Below are 16,026 nucleotides of genomic sequence, written 5' to 3' on the forward strand. Positions count from 1 at the left end.
TTAATCCTGACGGTAACCAATGGCTGCCGGACCCCGGCCGCTGACACCCTGGTGAAGACGGGCATTTTGTCCGGCTTCATACCCCTGATAACGTGCTGTATCCGCCCCGCGGCAGGCTTTCAGTTCACGGGTTGTGACTGTTTTCATACTGCGGCTTTCCAGCCAGTGGCTCATTACCTGCTGCTCCTCGCTGCTGATGTCAGTTGCCGATATCATCACCTCACGCACCCCACATACCCAGCCGTCACGGAACTGCTCCGCTCTCGCCCGGCGTGTGGCCAGTTTCAGCCGCTTACTCTGGGTTTTGAGATAAGAATTTGTGGCATCTTTCAGCTGGCGCGTCAGCACATCAAAGGCATAGGCTGCTATCTCAGGTTTTTCACTGAATCCGTAAAAGGTTACCGAACGGCGATACCCGGCAGAGGTCTGACGCCATGAGTAATAAGCCTGGCAGCCAAAGGCATGACAGACGCCCCGGACAAGGGTCACCATCCATTCCGGAACTTTTTCAGCATCCGAAGGGGCCGTGCGGGAAGACGCTTCGCGCACGGATGTAAGGCCGGCATCAAGCTCGCTGATACCGTATCTGGCCATCAGCTTCTGGGCACGCTGCAGGGCCAGTCCTGCCTCATGGGCATTACTGTTGCTGCGGCCCAGCTTCAGCAGTTTCCTGACAAGATTCAGCAGTCGCAACTGTCGCTGTGAGTTATTCATTACTGTTATCCTCCCCGTACTTCAGACCGCGTTGCAGCTCCCGGAGACGGCGCATAACGCGCATCAGGCGGAGCAGTTTCAGAGCATCTTCATCTGTCAGGGCAGGTGCTTCCCCCTCACCCGGGCCGCCGGTGAAAAGCTCCGGCAGGCCACACACTCCTGCCGCAGGATGCAGCGCAGGCGCTTCGCCGGTCAGGCCCAGCAGAAATGCGGCGGCTTCAGAACACACCTCACCTGCCCCGACGTAACCGGCAGATATGTCGTTGTCGCGTTGAGGAAGAATTTCATCTTCGCAGCCAAGGACCTCACCCAGCTCCCAGGCCAGACGAAAAGCGGTATTCTGCAGGTGTTCGATATCGTCCTGATGGGCCGGCACATGCCAGATGCTGTCATTACTCACCGGCGCGTCATCCTGCAGGACAACTTCAGGTTCTGGTGTTAAAAGAGAAAGCAGGCCATCCTCCCCATTGTCCTCTTCTCCGCCATTCTCTTCTCTGTACCCATCGGAGAGGGTAACCAGCCCGCTAACATCCCCGCTCTCACCTGAAATAACCGGCGCGGCACCGTACATATCTGGCTGAACCTCATGCCGAGGGGGCTCATTAATCGGTGTTTCAGAAGGAGAAGACGCATTACCCGGAACGGGCGTTACAGCCCCTCCTGAGACCTCAGGACGTGAACTGGAGACAGGTAGCGGGACGCCTTCACTCTCATCTGAGCCTGTGGTATGCAGGGCGTGATCAGCATTAACAGGCTTGTTTGCGGCGGGAAAGGCAACCGTCTCCGGCTCGCCAAAGTGATGTCTGCGGTTGCGTTCTTTAGGATCGAGTTCCATCATCCAGCGGTCATAGTCCAGTTCCGGATGGGGTAACGCCTGCAGTAAATCACCAATAAATTCATCGCGAAACATCTCCAGAGACCACAGTTCCGGGGAGTTGAAACGGCCACAACACTGGCCAAAAACGTCGCTGAAGGATTTGTCGCCTGTGTCTGAAATCAGGCAAAACTCATCCCACACGCGTTCCGCATCATGCCGGAGCGCCAGCAGTGACGTTATTTGTGGCCTGCCAAGCCCGGACTCAAGCAGGTCTGGGATCCACGGATAAAGATATTTCAGCGCATCTTCCATACGGCTGACTGTTGAGTAATGGACTGGCAAACCTTCATGGGTCAGTAGCTCTGACAACTGACGCAACGAAACCGTCTTTCCCATCTGCTCTTCATATATAGAGCGGGCTTTGTGGATCCCCTGCGCTTTTTCAATAAAACTCAGCTCCCCGCGCACTTCATTCTCTGCCAGATGGCCAATAACACACTGCAGCCGTCCCGGCCACGGCTTGAACAACACATGGACGCGGAAAAACCGGTCTTCTCCGGTTTCCTGCCACAGTTCTGACAGGATCTGATAACGTGTATTACCCCCGTCGCTGAAGATGTACATATCGGGCTCACCATCCGGGTCACGGGTGACTTTGGGCACGGTGTCCAGCCCGCGCGAACGGATGGAAGCCTTGATATCGTCATAACGCGGATTGCGTGATGTTCGCGGATTATCAGGATTCGGGCTTAACTGGTCGAGCGTCAGGACCATGGGCATTTCAGCCGCCGGCATGACGCTGATATTGCCGGCCGCCTGCGACTGGCGTCCGGGCTGCAGCATGGCAGCCCCCACATTAGAACTTTTACGGCTCATGCCTGTTTCCTCCCGCTGCGGTAACCGAAGTCATAGCTGCCTTCCTGAAACTCCGAAAAGAGGGTGTAACGCCCGTCAAATTTGACTTTTACCGTGCCGGTTGGCCCCTGCCGCTGCTTGCCGACAATGATCTCAGCCACCCCGGCATCAGGGGTGCCGGGGTTATAAACCTCATCCCGGTAAATAAACATGATGAGGTCCGCATCCTGCTCCAGCGCACCGGAGTCACGCAGGTCACCATTATTGGGGCGTTTATCGGCCCGCTGCTCCACCAGGCGGTTGAGCTGGGAAAGCGCCAGTACCGGACAGCCCAGCTCTTTACCGAGCGCCTTAAGCGAGCGGGAAATTTCCGATATTTCCTGCGTGCGGTTTTCCTGCTCGGGGGAGCGGACAAGCTGCAGATAGTCCAGCATGATGAGAGAGGGTCTGCCGTATTTGCGGACATAGCGTCGGGCGCGGGCGCGCAGTGTGGCCGGGGTCTGGTAACTGGTATCATCAATGATCAGACGGTTTTTCCACTCAATAATGCGACCGGTTGCCTCGGACACGCGAGCCCAGTCTTCATCATCCATGTTGCCGCTGCGAAGCCGGGACAGTTCCACCCGGCCTTCCATCGCCAGCAGGCGCATCATCAGCTGCTCTGAGGGCATTTCAAGACTGAACACAAAGACGTAATCGTCAGGTTTTGCGCTCACGGCCGCTGTGCAGGCGGCCATGGCCAGCGACGTTTTCCCCATGGAAGGACGGGCGGCCAGCAGGGCCAGATCGCCGGGCTGGAGACCACAGGTCATCGCGTCCAGTTCACTGAACCCTGTCGGTGTCCCGGTGAGGCCGTCACTGGCGGACATGCTTTCCAGCTGCGTCAGCAGTTTATCCAGCGCCTCGTTAACACCGGTCTCACTGTTGAGCTGCATGGCTCCCTGTTCGGCAATGTTAAACAACTTACCTTCGGCCGACTCAAGAATGCCCGCCGAGCTCGCTTTCGGGGCCTGCACATCGGAAAGAAGACTGTTACCCACAGTCATCAGCTGCCGCAGGCGGCTTTTCTCCGCCACCACCCCGGCGTAAGCCAGGATATTGGCTGCAGACGGCGTGTTTTTACTCATTTCAGCCAGATAAGCAAAGCCGCCACACTGTTCAAGGTCGCCTCTGTTCTCCAGCCGTTCCGTAATAGTGATGAGATCGAGCGGTAGCCCTTCTCCGGCCAGCTCGGCCATGACGCGGAAGACCATACGGTGCGGCCGGGAAAACAAATCTTCCGGGGAGATTTGCAGTATCACCTCATCCCACCGGTCGTTATCAAGCATCAGTCCGCCCAGTACGGCCTGCTCAGCCTCATAAGAGCAGGGCATCATCATCTCAGACATGACGCACCTCCCGGGTCAGAACGTCACTGAAATGGCTCTGCCACTCAGGGAACAGTTCACACGCGAGGTCGTGCATGGTGACGGCTGCGGCCGGACCTTTGCGGCGTGTTTTGTATTCCAGACGATGCACGGGCTGCTGCTTTACGTGCCCCAGTTTGAAAATATCCAGCGCCTCGATACGGGTATTGAGTAAACGATAAACGTCACGGTTGCCCAGCGCAGAGGCGTCGTAATGTTTTTCGTTAATGATGGCGGCAAGACCGTCCATTGCTTCACGGTCAAGCAGGGTGTTTTCGATACAGTTGACGAGAATGGAAATATCAGGAAGGCGGATACCGTAATTTTCATAGGTTTTCAGGCGGGTAAGCATGTGAAGGGAGCCGCGGATAAATTCGCGGACATCCGGAAGGATGGGTTTAACAACGCCCATCACATTACCGGTAGAGGAAAGGAGGGAAAGTTCGGTCATGACGCCTGTTGCGCCTTTCGAATCCACAATAATGACGTCATAACGGTTAAAGAAAGGATGCTGAAGTATGTTACGCAGGCGAAGACGGCCATCTGCAGCGTGGAGCATCGCGGTCGGCAACAGTTCGTCCGGGTCGTTAGAGTAGATGACATCGAGATTTTTTATGGAGGTCTGTGAAATGCATTGCGTATGGTCACTGACCATCTGCATCAACAATTCATAGAGACCGAAAGGGGCTTCATGCTCCAGCGCGAAGATACTGCTGGCTGTGGGCTGGGAATAGTCTGCATCCACAAGAAGGGTATTCAGGCCAGCATCGGCAAGAAAACCGGCAAGGTAAGCAGCAAACGTGGATTTGCCTTCTCCACCTTTGGGAGAGATAACGGGAAGTATTTTCATTTTGCACACTCTTTACAGTATGCAAATACGCCTGTTTACAAACTATTAACTTTGACTCAGGGATTGAAAATCCCCGTGTCCTTGGTTCGATTCCGAGTCCGGGCACCACCTTTCCTTTTTTATGCTTCCCTATGAACTCCTCGATGTCTTCAAGTCAATAAGTTTGAACATAGACTCTTTCCAGAAATTATTGTCATATGATCTCCATTAGACCAATATAAACGGATGCGTGATCATAATAAAGGCAGCAATAGTAAGTTTTAACATTAAACATACTGCGAAATTTCAATTAAGTTTCCATCAGGGTCCCTGATGTAGATAGACATTATCTCGCCTGTGGCTCCAGTTCTCTCAACCGGGCCTTCAACAATGGGAATGCCTGCCTGTAAGATCTCAGACACAACATCATTTATCGGTGTCGATGTAATAAAACATAAATCGGCAGATCCCGGCGTTGGTCTACTCGCTTTTGGTTCGAACTCCATTTCTTGCTGATGGAGGTTAATTTTTTGCGCTCCAAATATTAACGCTTTTCTGTTTTGTTTAAATGTTACCGCAGAAAAACCAAGTACCTCTTCGTAGAATCTTATTGTGGTTGATATATCAGATACCGTTAATACAAGGTGATCAATTCTGTCAATTATCATTTGAATAGACTCATGATGTTTATATTTTGGGGATGCTACATTAAAAATAGCATTAACCTACTTTTAAATCAGATGCATTTTTTTTGCATCTACTCTAAGTTGCTGCCGAAAATTGGGATGCGCCAATTCAATGATCCTGAGCGCACGCTCGGTTGAAGAGAGCCCCTTCAGGTTTACGGAGCCAAATTCAGTGACTATCCAGTGCGTATCCGTTCGTGGGGTTGTTACAGGCCCCTCAAGGCGGGGAACAATACGAGAAATCGTATCATTCGCGGCCGTTGAGCGGGTCGTAATAATGGAACGACCTCCTTTAGATGCATATGCGCCTCTGACAAAATCCAATTGCCCTCCTGAAGCACTGTACTGGTGTCCAAGCAAATATTCAGAGTTACAGGCACCAGTGAGATCGATTTGTAAGGTAGCGTTAATGGAGACAACATTCTCATTTTGCGCAATGATCCCCGGATCGTTAACATAATCGACAGGCCGACTAAAAAAAGAGGGGTTGTCGTTGAGATAGTCATACATATCCTTTTGTCCCATAGCAAAAGTAAATACAGACATTCCCCGGTCGATATTTTTACGCTGGTTGGTAACGACGCCTTGTTGAATCAAACTTACCAACCCCGGATTCAGCGCCTCTGTATGGACCCCCAGATCATTATGTTCCTTGAGCGCATTACAGATGAGCTCCGGTAATGCGCCGACCCCCATCTGGAGACAAGCGCCATCTGGCACAAGAGAGGCGATAATCTGACTGATAGCAATATCTTCGGCTACGGCAGTACGTATTGGTAGTTCAATTAAAGGGACATGGTTTTCAACAATGGCGTCAATTTCTGAAATATGGATTGCAGCACCTTCTCCATGAACGCGCGGCATATATTTGTTAACTTCGACAATAAGCTTTTTAGCTGTCCTCGCAATCCGGGTGGAATAATCGTTTCCAGTTCCAAAATTAAAATAGCCATACTTATCCATAGGGGACACGGTGTGAATAAAGGTATCAATACCAATATCATCAGCCAGTAATCGCGTCGCCTGATGAAAATTTGAAGGTACATAGTTAACTATTTTTCGCCCGGAACTCTCAATCCCCTGACGTATTAAAGCCCGTTCAATACCGGTAATAAACATACTGTAGAGATGAATATAGTCACTTAGCTCATAACGGAAAATAGTGTTCCCGGCAATGCTGGCTGTTTCATAACAGTAAACCCGCAGATCGTTGATTTCTCCCCTTTTCGCTCGCTTTGCCAGCGCATTCAGCAAAGCTGGAGGCTCTGCTGCAAACATTCCCATAGAGAGGTGACTGCCGGAGGTAATTAAAGTAACCGCCTCGTCAGGCGTCACGCATTTTTCGGCATACGCTGCATTAACATTCATCATGACTCTAAACCTCAGGGCGATTTCTCAATAAGCGGCGTCTTCTTCAGGCGAACATCCACAGCAATAAACTAACATTGTTCGTTCGAAGCGCATGACCTCTACACCATTCTGGTTAATACCACATGTCCGAACGGTAACGATGCCTTGTCCCGGGCGACTATTTGACAGGCGTTTGCTGAGTACAGTGCTTTCAGCATAAAGTGTATCCCCTGCGAAAACCGGATGGACGGCTTGTACCTTATCCCAGCCAAGATTGGCCACGACCTTGGCGCTGACAGTACGCACGCTCATACCGGTTAAAAGCGCCAGAGTGAACGTTGAATCAACCAGTAACTTTTTCCATTCCGTTTTGCTGGCGTAAGCCGCATCGAAATGGACCGGCTGCACATTGAGAGTGAGCAGGGTAAACCACACATTATCGGCGTCCAGAACCGTCCGGCCGGGACGATGTTCAAAAACATCACCGGGATGAAAATCCTCCCAGTAAAGACCCGAAATTTCTCGGTAGCGCCCCTCGCTAATGGTTTTATAAGCGGGTAATAACGTGTTCATAATCAATTCCTCTGTTAATAAAATCAGGAAAAGATCCCTGCCCGGGCGAGTAATCTCCGGGCCTGACGGGCAACGGCTGCATCTATCATCATGCCGCTAACGATCCCGACGCCTTTGGCATTCTCTGTCAGTACTGCACGAGCATGATTAATTTCTGCCGTTGTAGGAGTAAATGCGGTGTTGATTACACTAATCTGAGCGGGGTGAATAGCCGATTTTGCAGAAAAACCAAAACTGAGCGCCTGCAGCGTTTCCTCTTTCAGACCTGAAAAATCGCCTATATCAAAGAAGGGAGCATCTATTGCAAGAAGCCCTTTCATAGCACAGGCAGCCACTATTCTGGCCCGCGCCAGCGCAAGAGGCTCCCAGGCGGGTGTGGCGCCAATGTCAGCCGCCATATCTGCGGCGCCAAACATCAACCCGCAGAGTCTGGGGGTGGCGTCCGCAATAGACTCTACGGCATTAAGTCCGACAACTGACTCAATAATGCCAATAAGGCGAGTATCAGAACCAGCCATCATGATAAGACTATCCACGATTTGCAGGTGCGCGGCTGACTCTGTTTTCGGAAGAATAATGTAATCAGGAAAAAAACGGCATTCCAGTAACATATGCAGGTCTTCAATGCCAGCATGAGTATTCATTCCATTAATTCTTAATGCTATTTTCAGCGATGAGTTTGGTCGGGATGAAAGGAACTGCATCGCAATTTTCCGGGCCTGCGCCTTGTCATTCGGGGTGACGGAATCTTCAAGATCGATAATAGAAATGTCCGCCGCACTTTCAACTGCTTTTATGAAACGTTCTGGTCGAATTGCTGGAGTAAAAAGCCAGCTACGTGTCGGTGTATGAGAAATATCGGGCATATTGCACCTCCTGTTAACCTCACTATGCGCTCGCCGGTTTCATTCTTCCAATATATGATGGTGCCATTCTTAATTGCTTTTGGAGATGAAGATGGAACTGCGCCATATTCGCTATTTTCTCGCCGTCGCTGAAGAGCGGCATTTCACGCGGGCTGCGACAAAAGTAGGCATAGGTCAGCCGCCGCTAAGCCAACAGATTAAGGATCTGGAAAGCGAGCTGGGAGCGCAGCTATTCCGGAGAGTGCCTCATGGCGCGGAATTAACCGAGGCTGGAAAAGCATTTTATGATGTTGTTAAAGGGATGCCTGCTACCGCGACAAGAGCCGCGCTGGCGGCGCAGCGTGTTGCCAGGGGGGAGTCGGGCGTGTTAAGGGTGGGTTTTACTGCCTCTGCGGCATTTAACAGTGTGGTGCCCGGCGCAATCCGTACTTTCAAGCGGGCTTATCCTGACGTTCGTTTGCAGCTTGAGGAAGGAAATACAACCCAACTGGCTGATGAATTGAATGAAGGATCGCTGGATGTTGCCTTTCTGAGACCCGGTTTTACAGGCAATGAACGGTTCCAGCTCAGGTTACTGTCTGAAGAGCCGATGGTTATTGTGCTGGCAGAAACGCATCCTGCTGCGGCGTGTAAACAGATTGCACTCTCGATTCTCAAAGATGAGTTTTTTTTACTCTTCCCACGTGAAATCGGCCTGTCGCTTTATGACGTAGTGATCGAGGCCTGCGGTAAAGCGGGCTTTGAACCGAAAATTGGTCAACTCGTGCCGCAAATTTCGTCAGTCATTAACCTTGTGTCGGCAGAGATGGGCGTGTCGATGGTTCCAGATTCAATGAGACAGGTTAATGTCAAGGGAGTAGTATACCGCCCCGTTGCAGACCAGATGCCCGTCGCAAAGCTGGCTCTGGCATACCGGCGCGGCGATACATCACCAACGCTGAGAAACTTCATCCTGAAAGTCACTGGCTGAATGCGGTTATGTGAGCGTTGAATAATCATTTGAAACGTAACCAATAATTATTGGTCCGATTTTGTGTCTAAAGGAATCGCTAACGGAGCAGGAACTGGCTGCAATGTCTGTGGATCGACAGCCAGATAACGCCCGGTTTTACTGTCGATACCCACATAATCGATAAGCTTGCCTTTGGCATAAAGCACCATTGTCTGTTTTGCAAATGCCTCATATGCACTGCTCAGTATTTTCACTTTATCCACATAATCTGCTGCGAGATTATGCGTTTCCAGGGGGTCACGTTGCAGGTTGAATAATTCCCATGGCGCATTACCCGCCTGTGGGAATACTGTGACAAGACGACGCAATTTCCATTCCCCATCTATCCAGGCCGCCTGATTATGGAGTTCAACACCATATTGTGTGCGAGGCGCGTGCAGACTTTCACCGGTCAGATAGCGTTTAAAACTCACGCCGATCATTGGCAGTGTCGGTCTTTCAGATAATGATTTACTGACATCAATACCTGCAAATTCATAGAGCGTGGGCGCGACATCATACGCCGCCATTGTGGCGTTATCTATGGCGCCATTATGGATGATACCAGGACCGGAAATCATAAAACTGGTATTAATTCCCCCCTGACCGCTGGTCGTTTTGTGATAGCGACCATAAGGCGCATTGCTGACATCAGCCCAGTGGGGACCATAAGAGATAAATGAATTTTTACGACCAATATTTTCGTAACGATTATCGAATTGCTTCCAAAAATCCGGTTCAGATTCATAGTGAAAGCCCTCTGCCGGATTCACCCCATTATCACTTAAGAAGACCAGAATCGTGTTTTTATCGCGCCCGGTCTTTTTTAACGTCTCAATAACGGTACCAATCTGTGCATCCATATTGGCGATCATAGCAGCGTAAACCTGCATCACCTTCGCCGTATATTTCTGCTGTTCCGGGGTCATCGCCTGCCATTCTTTATCAAGTTCCAGTCCTGGCAGAGGTATGTCATCACGCAGGAAACCCAGTTTCTTCAAACGAGCAATACGCTGACGATAGACGTCTGCATAGCCCTGTTCATACTGATTTTTAAAACGACTAATCCATTCATCCGGCGCCTGCAGAGGATCATGTGGCGCAGTAAAGGCCAACCACGCGAAGATAGGTTGTTCCCGTGGCGTCTCGCTGATCCAGCGATTAATCTGGCTGGCATAGGCTTCGCTGGAGTAAAAACTGGAGGGCAGTGAAATGCGCTGATTGTCACGGGTATAATAGGTATGAAATATCTCCACGGTTCCCAGCGGCACGGCATCATCAAAGTGACTGGCGCCTCCCCCCATCAAGGCGAAAGAATGACGAAAGCCCCGATCTTTTGGCGTCGAGCCTGGCGTAAAACCAAGATGCCATTTACCCGCCATCAGCGTATTGTAACCAGCATCTTTAAAGCGTTCAGCCATGGTCGTCACCCGATCAGTCAGGCGCAATTCATAGCCTTCCTTACCTATGGTATTTTCATACCACCACATACCGCCTATACCCGCTTGCTGACTGGTGTTCCCGGTTAATAGCATCGCACGGGCGGGAGCAGACATGGGAGACGTGTAATATTGACTCATCCGCACGCCGTTCTCAGCCATCGCCTGCAAATTAGGCGTTGGGATTTCCCCACCGAAGGGAGTGATATCAGAATATCCCATATCATCAGCGATAATCACAATAATATCAGGACGTTCGTTTTGCGTACTGTGCGCCGTACCGGAGAAGATAATGCTGAGTGTGGCAAGTGTTACTTGTTTTTTCACGGCTTATTCCCCATTTCAGACTACGGATGTTGTACAAGAGCGGCGAGCAAATGCGGCAAGAGGGACCATCAGCCCGAAAATCTACCCATAACGTCAGCACGCCAGGCTTTCAGTCCATTCAGATTCCGGGGCCAGGCGCGTAGCGGAGCCAGAATCTCCGTGAAAAAAGAGTAATAGCCGCTACAAAGTCGGTTGTAGCCGGCACTGTTGATATGTGCGGGGCAGCCTCCCTGGCAGACTATTTTCACAGAACACCGTTGACACTCCCGGCGCTGGCTTTTCTTAATACCAAAGGGAAGCCGGGTTGCGGAATCTACGGCTGGCGCTAACGTATTATTAGCAAGCTGTCCCAGGTAATGCTGGCTATTAATCAGATGATCGCAGGCATAGAGTTTGCCGTCCGGCTCCATGACCAGATTCGTGCCGCAGCGGGCGGAGTGGACACAGGTGGCGCTGATATGCGTAAAATATTGTGCCCATGCCTGTTCAATGTTGATCACAAAAACCCGTCCCATATCGCCGCGTTTGCGCCATTGACGCCAGATATCAATCATGAAACGTCCCCAGTTATCCGCACTCAATTGGTAACGTTGCTGTAGGGCGTTGCCTTCGTTCATCAGTGGCTGAAATTGCAGATAACGAGCGCCAAGGCTAACAACATGATCGTAGATGGCTGCCGCATGGCGAGCCATGTCATCATGCACGACAATCAGTACGTTAAAATCGACTCGATAGTGTTGTAACAATGTGATTCCCCGCAACACCGCCGGATAACTGGACTCGCCGCGTTTGCCCGGACGATGGTAATTTTGCAAGTCTTCACTGCCCTCAAGACTGATGCCAATAGTAAAATTATTGTCGCGAAACAGACGACACCAGGCATCGTTTAACAACGTCGCATTCGTTTGCAGACTATTACTGATCGTCACGCCGTCAGGCGCATATCGTTGTTGAAGCGCTATTACCTTTTTATAAAAACCGATTCCGGCTAAAAGCGGTTCACCGCCTTGCCAGACAAAATTAATTTCACGCGCACTGGCAGGTTGCGCCGCAATATAGCGACAAATAAAAACCTCCAGCGTTGATTCATTCATTTTTTCTACGGGCGTTTCGCCCTGTGGGTAATAACAATAGCGGCAGGCCAGATTACACGCAGGGCCTATGGGTTTTGCCAGAATATGAAAGGGTATCTGCGCGCGATATTCAGTCATTACGGGGATTTGTTGTTGCCGTAATGTGTTGAGATTCAACATTATTCTGTCCTGTAATTATCATTTCTGATGCGGAGACATTACTCACATTTCGCAATAGCGTCCGTCTGGTGCTGCGGGCAGAATGCCGAAAGCGGGCTGTATCTATTGATACACCGGTTTTCTGCATAGCGCATGACGCTATTGAAACGTTATTTAGCAAATCCTGTCTGAACCAGAAATTAAGTCTCTGTTAACCTGCGCTATTACAGAAAATCATAGAACAGGCATCTCAAAAGAATATCGTCCTGAAGGACGAGAACCCACGGCATTTTCAGGAGATGAGTCAACCGCGACAGAAAAAAAATTATATTAATAATTTTTAATTATTTTTTAGAAAACCAAACAGGATTTAAATTAAAACTGTTTTATTTCAAATAGTTATAAAAAATACCGTAACACACGTCACATTATTAACATGTGAATGATTGTGTTAACCGAATGTAAATTGTATGTTTCAACATACCACTATTTTACTGCGTCCCGGCACGCTCATCCGGATGGAAGGAGATAACATGTCAGCCTTATCAACTACTGGCCATAATGACGGGATCACTCTCCATTGCTTACAGAGCATTGCGCAACTCATTCCTCTATCGTCGGCGGTTTTTTATCGTGTTAATGCTTATTTAAAGCCAGAGGCCTATGTTTTACATAACATTTCTAATAGCACACACCAACAATATCTGGAGCATTTTCAACCATTAGACCCGCTATCGCCTTCCCGGTTCGGCCAACAGGTTGTTACCGTAGCGACGATGACGCCCGGTATCTGTGCCCGTCATCGCCATTATTATCATGAATTTATGCTACCTAATCATGTGTGCGACATGATTGAGATCTTTATTCGTCGGGGCCATCGTATTATCGCGGGCATTTCATTAATGCGCGATATACCTTTTTCCAGCGAAGAGCGTTTGCGAGCCCAGGCAGTACAACCATTACTGGGACTGGCAATTCATGATTCTCTTCAGGAAGACAACAATCTGGCGTCAATATTGACCGCAAAAGAGCGTGAAATTGTGGGAATGGTCTGCGAAGGGGCCAGTAACAAATTGATTGCCCGTCAGTTGAATATATCTCTCTCAACAGTGAAAACGCATTTACGCAATATTTTTGCTAAAACAGAAGTGATAAATCGCACGGAACTGGTTTCCCGAACCAGAATGTCCTCGGTACAACATTCACTGAATATGTGAAAGCGTTCTTTTTACCCCGCGTCAAGTGCGGGTCTTTTCCCCATGTGTCATATATTCCTGAATTAATACCATTCTCTGAGCTGATGCCTCAATAAAATGTCATATTATCTGGCGTCGGTATCCTGTTGCAGCCATTGATTCATGGCCTGATTGATCATATTTATCACACTAAGCAGAAGAACACGCTGGTGCCGCTCAAGCCGCAGATAACGGCGCAGCGGCGGCATTTTACAAACCACTTCGCTAGCAGCCCATAGCTCAATGCTGCAATACCATTCCTTATGATGTAAAACCAGCGTAAACCGACGATAATCCAGTTCACTCAGTGCCTGTTGTAAATTGGGGAAACGATTAAGATAGTTAATCAGCCCGGCGGTACTTTTGCTGCCAGTAAAAATGACGGGATAACGTTTCAGCCATCCGGGCTGATGAACGCGAATTTTGCCCTGCAAAGGATAATTGATTGTGCCTTTCACCCTGAATTCACAACTGTGAATACTGGCCATGAATAATCGTTTTTGCTGAACATGGCAGATAACCTGGGTAAATGCATTCAGATGCAGCACGGCGCTATGTTCGGTCAATTTTTCACAACGCCAGCCGCTCAAATCACGTAACACCATGTTCATTAATGTGCTCTTAAACCAGGGGACGGAGGACATCTGGCGTCATCTCTTCATTGTTTCGCTTTTCATAATTGCCCATCGCCCGTTCCACGACCTCTTCTACCGGAAGTGGGAGGAAAGGATTAACCCGTTGCACACATAATGTCCAGAATAAGGCATAGGCGGCAGTCAATCCAAGCATAATACCGAATGGTATAAGTACATCCCGACTGTTCATTCCTGGAGGCGCGATATTAATAATGGCGATAATAATACCCACGCTCGAAATAATCTGAGGTAAGGGAAACCAGGGGGCCCGGTAAGCGCGTGGCAAATCGGGGCGCCGAATACGTAAGATAACGACCGATAACGTTACCAGCAGATAAGCTACTCCCCAGGCGCAGACCGCAGCGAGGATCAGCGGAACAATGTGGTCGATATCACCATTCAGATACCAGGCATGTAAACAGGGAATCGCAACACCGAATGCGATGGCGATGACCGGTGTTTTAAAGCGGGGGTGCAACCAGGTTAGAAACCGCGGCAAAGCGCCGTCCAGCGCCATGCCGTATATAATACGCGGTACTGCCGCCATCAGCGTATTAATTGTCGCACATCCCGCTAACAACAACCCCACGCCCAGCCAGTATTGCCCGACATGTCCCATGACACGATTGGCAAAGGCGGGAATAGCCATCGGCGTATCCAGTAAAAAGATATGGTTTGCCGCATCGACAACCACATTATTTACCTGCCGGTTAATCGCAGCGCCATAGAGGAACATACAACCTGCCACCGCTAAAAGGCCAAGCGCCATCGCTCTGGGGATCGTACGATGCGCTTTTTTAATTTCCGGCGCCATTGGCGTTACCAGTTCACAACCGACGAACATAAACATCGCCATGCCAATATAACCAAACAGGCCAGAAAGATTACTGACATCAAGCGGTGCGCCAAACCACCCAGAATGATGAGTGACCGGGGATAACAGGATCCCGCATAAACCGAAGATGGTCAGGGTAGTCCACATACCGAAAGTAAGAAATACTTCCACCTTGCCAAATACTTCAACACCAATGGCATTCAGTAACCCGAAAACCACTACCATGCCGACGCCAACCATCCAGGTATTGTGCTGCATGGCCACGTGTTCGCTAACAGACTCAAAGTTCACCAGCGCCATGACGCCAGCGAGAATCGTTTCTGCCGTGCCGGCAAAAATGTGTACGATCAGGTAAGCGCAAAGCGCACCGGTGATAGCGAAAAAACGCCCCATTCCGCAGGAAATATAGTCGTAGACGGAGCCAGTTGTGGGAATAAGCGTTGCCGCTTCGGCAAAGGTGGTAATCTGCGCTTGCATCATAATAAATGCCAGTAATACCGCAAGGGCAAAGGTATCTCCCCCTGAGCCAAAACCACTGGTCACGGTCAGGATCACCGGGCTTGCCATAATCAGCCCGACGGAGCTGGCAAGCGTCGTGGGGAAACCGATAACGCCACGTTCAAGATGGCTGGCAAGTCTGTTTTTAAACATGGTCAACCTCTTCACTATTATTACAACAATAAATTACCGCTCCGGAATAACGCTTATTTATGGCAGGCAGCGCATCTAACAGGTATCGTCCTGAAGAGGGATAACGGTAAATAACGTTGTGACGCCGTCCCCGCATGCGCTAATAGCAAGTGGGGAGCGCGTTATTCTCCCCAGTGATGCCAACGCTACTGACGAACAATTAAAGGATTCAACCCTGTTTATGGCTTTCAACGTTTGCCAGATAATGTTTTACAAAACGGGGCGTTAAAACTTTCCATGCCACTTCGGTTCCCTGTTCAACAAACCAACTATCGCCTGGTGAAAAACGTATCGGTTCCTGACCCGCAACAGTGAGTTCCACTTCCCCTTCCAGCACGGTTGCGTGCTCGGTAAAGGGATAAATCATAGTGAAACCGCCGCGGGTCGATGAAAACAGTCCACAGGTAAATACATCCTCAGGTTTACCGTAAATCATCGCAACGGCAACCTGAGGATCGCCTTCTGTTGGCAACGCCCCCAATAGGCTGACACTCCCGACTGGCTGTAATTCAGGAACAGGTTGATTGAGTTTAAAAGCGTGCATTA

At 49.9% G+C, this 16,026-nt stretch carries 15 protein-coding genes; 2 read left to right on the top strand and 13 right to left on the bottom strand.

From position 1 onward, the window contains the following. The 8 genes from NA389_RS15595 to ripC all read right to left on the bottom strand — a co-directional run bounded on the left by NA389_RS15595 (position 1) and on the right by ripC (position 8,096). Complete coding sequence (locus tag NA389_RS15595; RefSeq protein ID WP_438795987.1) at positions 1-714, bottom strand: DUF2786 domain-containing protein; 714 nt, start codon at positions 712-714, stop codon at positions 1-3. Next, on the bottom strand, positions 707-2,407 hold the full coding sequence (locus NA389_RS15600; protein WP_088244028.1) for a ParB family protein: 1,701 nt from the start codon (positions 2,405-2,407) through the stop codon (positions 707-709). The genes NA389_RS15595 and NA389_RS15600 overlap by 8 nt, the downstream gene beginning before the upstream one ends. Further along, entirely contained in the window at positions 2,404-3,774 is a 1,371-nt protein-coding gene (gene dnaB-PI, locus NA389_RS15605) for an SPI-7-type island replicative DNA helicase (RefSeq protein ID WP_055386984.1), read from the bottom strand. Before dnaB-PI ends, NA389_RS15600 begins: the two co-directional genes overlap by 4 nt. Then, a complete protein-coding gene (locus NA389_RS15610; RefSeq protein ID WP_055386985.1) occupies positions 3,767-4,642 on the bottom strand; it encodes a ParA family protein in 876 nt (291 codons plus the stop codon). Before NA389_RS15610 ends, dnaB-PI begins: the two co-directional genes overlap by 8 nt. A gap of 266 nt (positions 4,643-4,908) precedes the next feature. Then, positions 4,909-5,289 carry a VOC family protein gene (locus NA389_RS15615; protein ID WP_000582672.1) on the bottom strand — a complete coding sequence of 127 codons (381 nt, stop codon included), beginning with the start codon at positions 5,287-5,289 and terminating at the stop codon, positions 4,909-4,911. Positions 5,290-5,352: 63 nt separating this feature from the next. Continuing rightward, positions 5,353-6,678, bottom strand: coding sequence for an itaconate CoA-transferase RipA/Ict (ripA, locus tag NA389_RS15620; protein WP_000982331.1), 1,326 nt, complete (start codon positions 6,676-6,678; stop codon positions 5,353-5,355). Between the two features lie 24 nt (positions 6,679-6,702). Next, the gene (gene ripB, locus NA389_RS15625; protein WP_001094307.1) at positions 6,703-7,230 is read right to left on the bottom strand and encodes a (R)-specific enoyl-CoA hydratase RipB/Ich; all 528 of its coding nucleotides are present in this window, start codon (positions 7,228-7,230) and stop codon (positions 6,703-6,705) included. A 23-nt stretch (positions 7,231-7,253) separates the two neighbouring features. After that, positions 7,254-8,096 carry an itaconate degradation C-C-lyase RipC gene (gene ripC / locus NA389_RS15630; protein WP_001112900.1) on the bottom strand — a complete coding sequence of 281 codons (843 nt, stop codon included), beginning with the start codon at positions 8,094-8,096 and terminating at the stop codon, positions 7,254-7,256. Positions 8,097-8,187: 91 nt separating this feature from the next. On the opposite strand from ripC, the gene ripR reads away from it, so the two are divergent. After that, positions 8,188-9,066, top strand: a complete 879-nt coding sequence (gene ripR / locus NA389_RS15635) for an itaconate degradation transcriptional regulator RipR (RefSeq protein WP_000423179.1) — start codon at positions 8,188-8,190, stop codon at positions 9,064-9,066. A gap of 47 nt (positions 9,067-9,113) precedes the next feature. Here the strand turns inward: ripR and NA389_RS15640 are convergent, their stop codons facing one another. After that, positions 9,114-10,853, bottom strand: coding sequence for an arylsulfatase (locus NA389_RS15640; RefSeq protein WP_000745171.1), 1,740 nt, complete (start codon positions 10,851-10,853; stop codon positions 9,114-9,116). Between the two features lie 68 nt (positions 10,854-10,921). Continuing rightward, positions 10,922-12,106: an anaerobic sulfatase maturase gene (locus NA389_RS15645; protein WP_000933445.1), complete on the bottom strand. Its 1,185-nt coding sequence runs from the start codon at positions 12,104-12,106 to the stop codon at positions 10,922-10,924. Between the two features lie 512 nt (positions 12,107-12,618). Between NA389_RS15645 and NA389_RS15650 the strand changes: the two genes are divergently transcribed. Next, entirely contained in the window at positions 12,619-13,302 is a 684-nt protein-coding gene (locus NA389_RS15650; RefSeq protein WP_001275364.1) for a helix-turn-helix transcriptional regulator, read from the top strand. Positions 13,303-13,406: 104 nt separating this feature from the next. Here NA389_RS15650 and NA389_RS15655 read toward each other — a convergent pair whose 3' ends face one another. The 3 genes from NA389_RS15655 to NA389_RS15665 form a co-directional block, all read right to left on the bottom strand. Then, positions 13,407-13,964: a DUF3156 family protein gene (locus tag NA389_RS15655; protein ID WP_000100109.1), complete on the bottom strand. Its 558-nt coding sequence runs from the start codon at positions 13,962-13,964 to the stop codon at positions 13,407-13,409. Then, on the bottom strand, positions 13,942-15,441 hold the full coding sequence (locus NA389_RS15660) for an APC family permease (RefSeq protein WP_000475960.1): 1,500 nt from the start codon (positions 15,439-15,441) through the stop codon (positions 13,942-13,944). Before NA389_RS15660 ends, NA389_RS15655 begins: the two co-directional genes overlap by 23 nt. Before the next feature lie 208 nt (positions 15,442-15,649). Further along, on the bottom strand, positions 15,650-16,024 hold the full coding sequence (locus NA389_RS15665; RefSeq protein ID WP_000542984.1) for a cupin domain-containing protein: 375 nt from the start codon (positions 16,022-16,024) through the stop codon (positions 15,650-15,652). Positions 16,025-16,026: the final 2 nt, after the last annotated feature.

The organism is Salmonella sp. NW645 (genome assembly GCF_051703725.1).
GTDB lineage: Bacteria > Pseudomonadota > Gammaproteobacteria > Enterobacterales > Enterobacteriaceae > Salmonella > Salmonella enterica.

Excerpts from the sequence above, each read along its gene's own strand:
- ripB (WP_001094307.1), bottom strand. The coding sequence starts at position 7,230 with ATGAACACGTTATTACCCGCTTATAAAACCATTAGCGAGGGGCGCTAC.
- NA389_RS15600 (WP_088244028.1), bottom strand. The coding sequence starts at position 2,407 with ATGAGCCGTAAAAGTTCTAATGTGGGGGCTGCCATGCTGCAGCCCGGA.
- NA389_RS15655 (WP_000100109.1), bottom strand. The coding sequence starts at position 13,964 with ATGTCCTCCGTCCCCTGGTTTAAGAGCACATTAATGAACATGGTGTTA.
- NA389_RS15660 (WP_000475960.1), bottom strand. The coding sequence starts at position 15,441 with ATGTTTAAAAACAGACTTGCCAGCCATCTTGAACGTGGCGTTATCGGT.
- NA389_RS15615 (WP_000582672.1), bottom strand. The coding sequence starts at position 5,289 with ATGATAATTGACAGAATTGATCACCTTGTATTAACGGTATCTGATATA.
- dnaB-PI (WP_055386984.1), bottom strand. The coding sequence starts at position 3,774 with ATGTCTGAGATGATGATGCCCTGCTCTTATGAGGCTGAGCAGGCCGTA.
- NA389_RS15665 (WP_000542984.1), bottom strand. The coding sequence starts at position 16,024 with ATGCACGCTTTTAAACTCAATCAACCTGTTCCTGAATTACAGCCAGTC.
- NA389_RS15650 (WP_001275364.1), top strand. The coding sequence starts at position 12,619 with ATGTCAGCCTTATCAACTACTGGCCATAATGACGGGATCACTCTCCAT.
- NA389_RS15595 (WP_438795987.1), bottom strand. The coding sequence starts at position 714 with ATGAATAACTCACAGCGACAGTTGCGACTGCTGAATCTTGTCAGGAAA.
- NA389_RS15645 (WP_000933445.1), bottom strand. The coding sequence starts at position 12,106 with ATGTTGAATCTCAACACATTACGGCAACAACAAATCCCCGTAATGACT.
- ripA (WP_000982331.1), bottom strand. The coding sequence starts at position 6,678 with ATGATGAATGTTAATGCAGCGTATGCCGAAAAATGCGTGACGCCTGAC.
- ripR (WP_000423179.1), top strand. The coding sequence starts at position 8,188 with ATGGAACTGCGCCATATTCGCTATTTTCTCGCCGTCGCTGAAGAGCGG.
- NA389_RS15610 (WP_055386985.1), bottom strand. The coding sequence starts at position 4,642 with ATGAAAATACTTCCCGTTATCTCTCCCAAAGGTGGAGAAGGCAAATCC.
- ripC (WP_001112900.1), bottom strand. The coding sequence starts at position 8,096 with ATGCCCGATATTTCTCATACACCGACACGTAGCTGGCTTTTTACTCCA.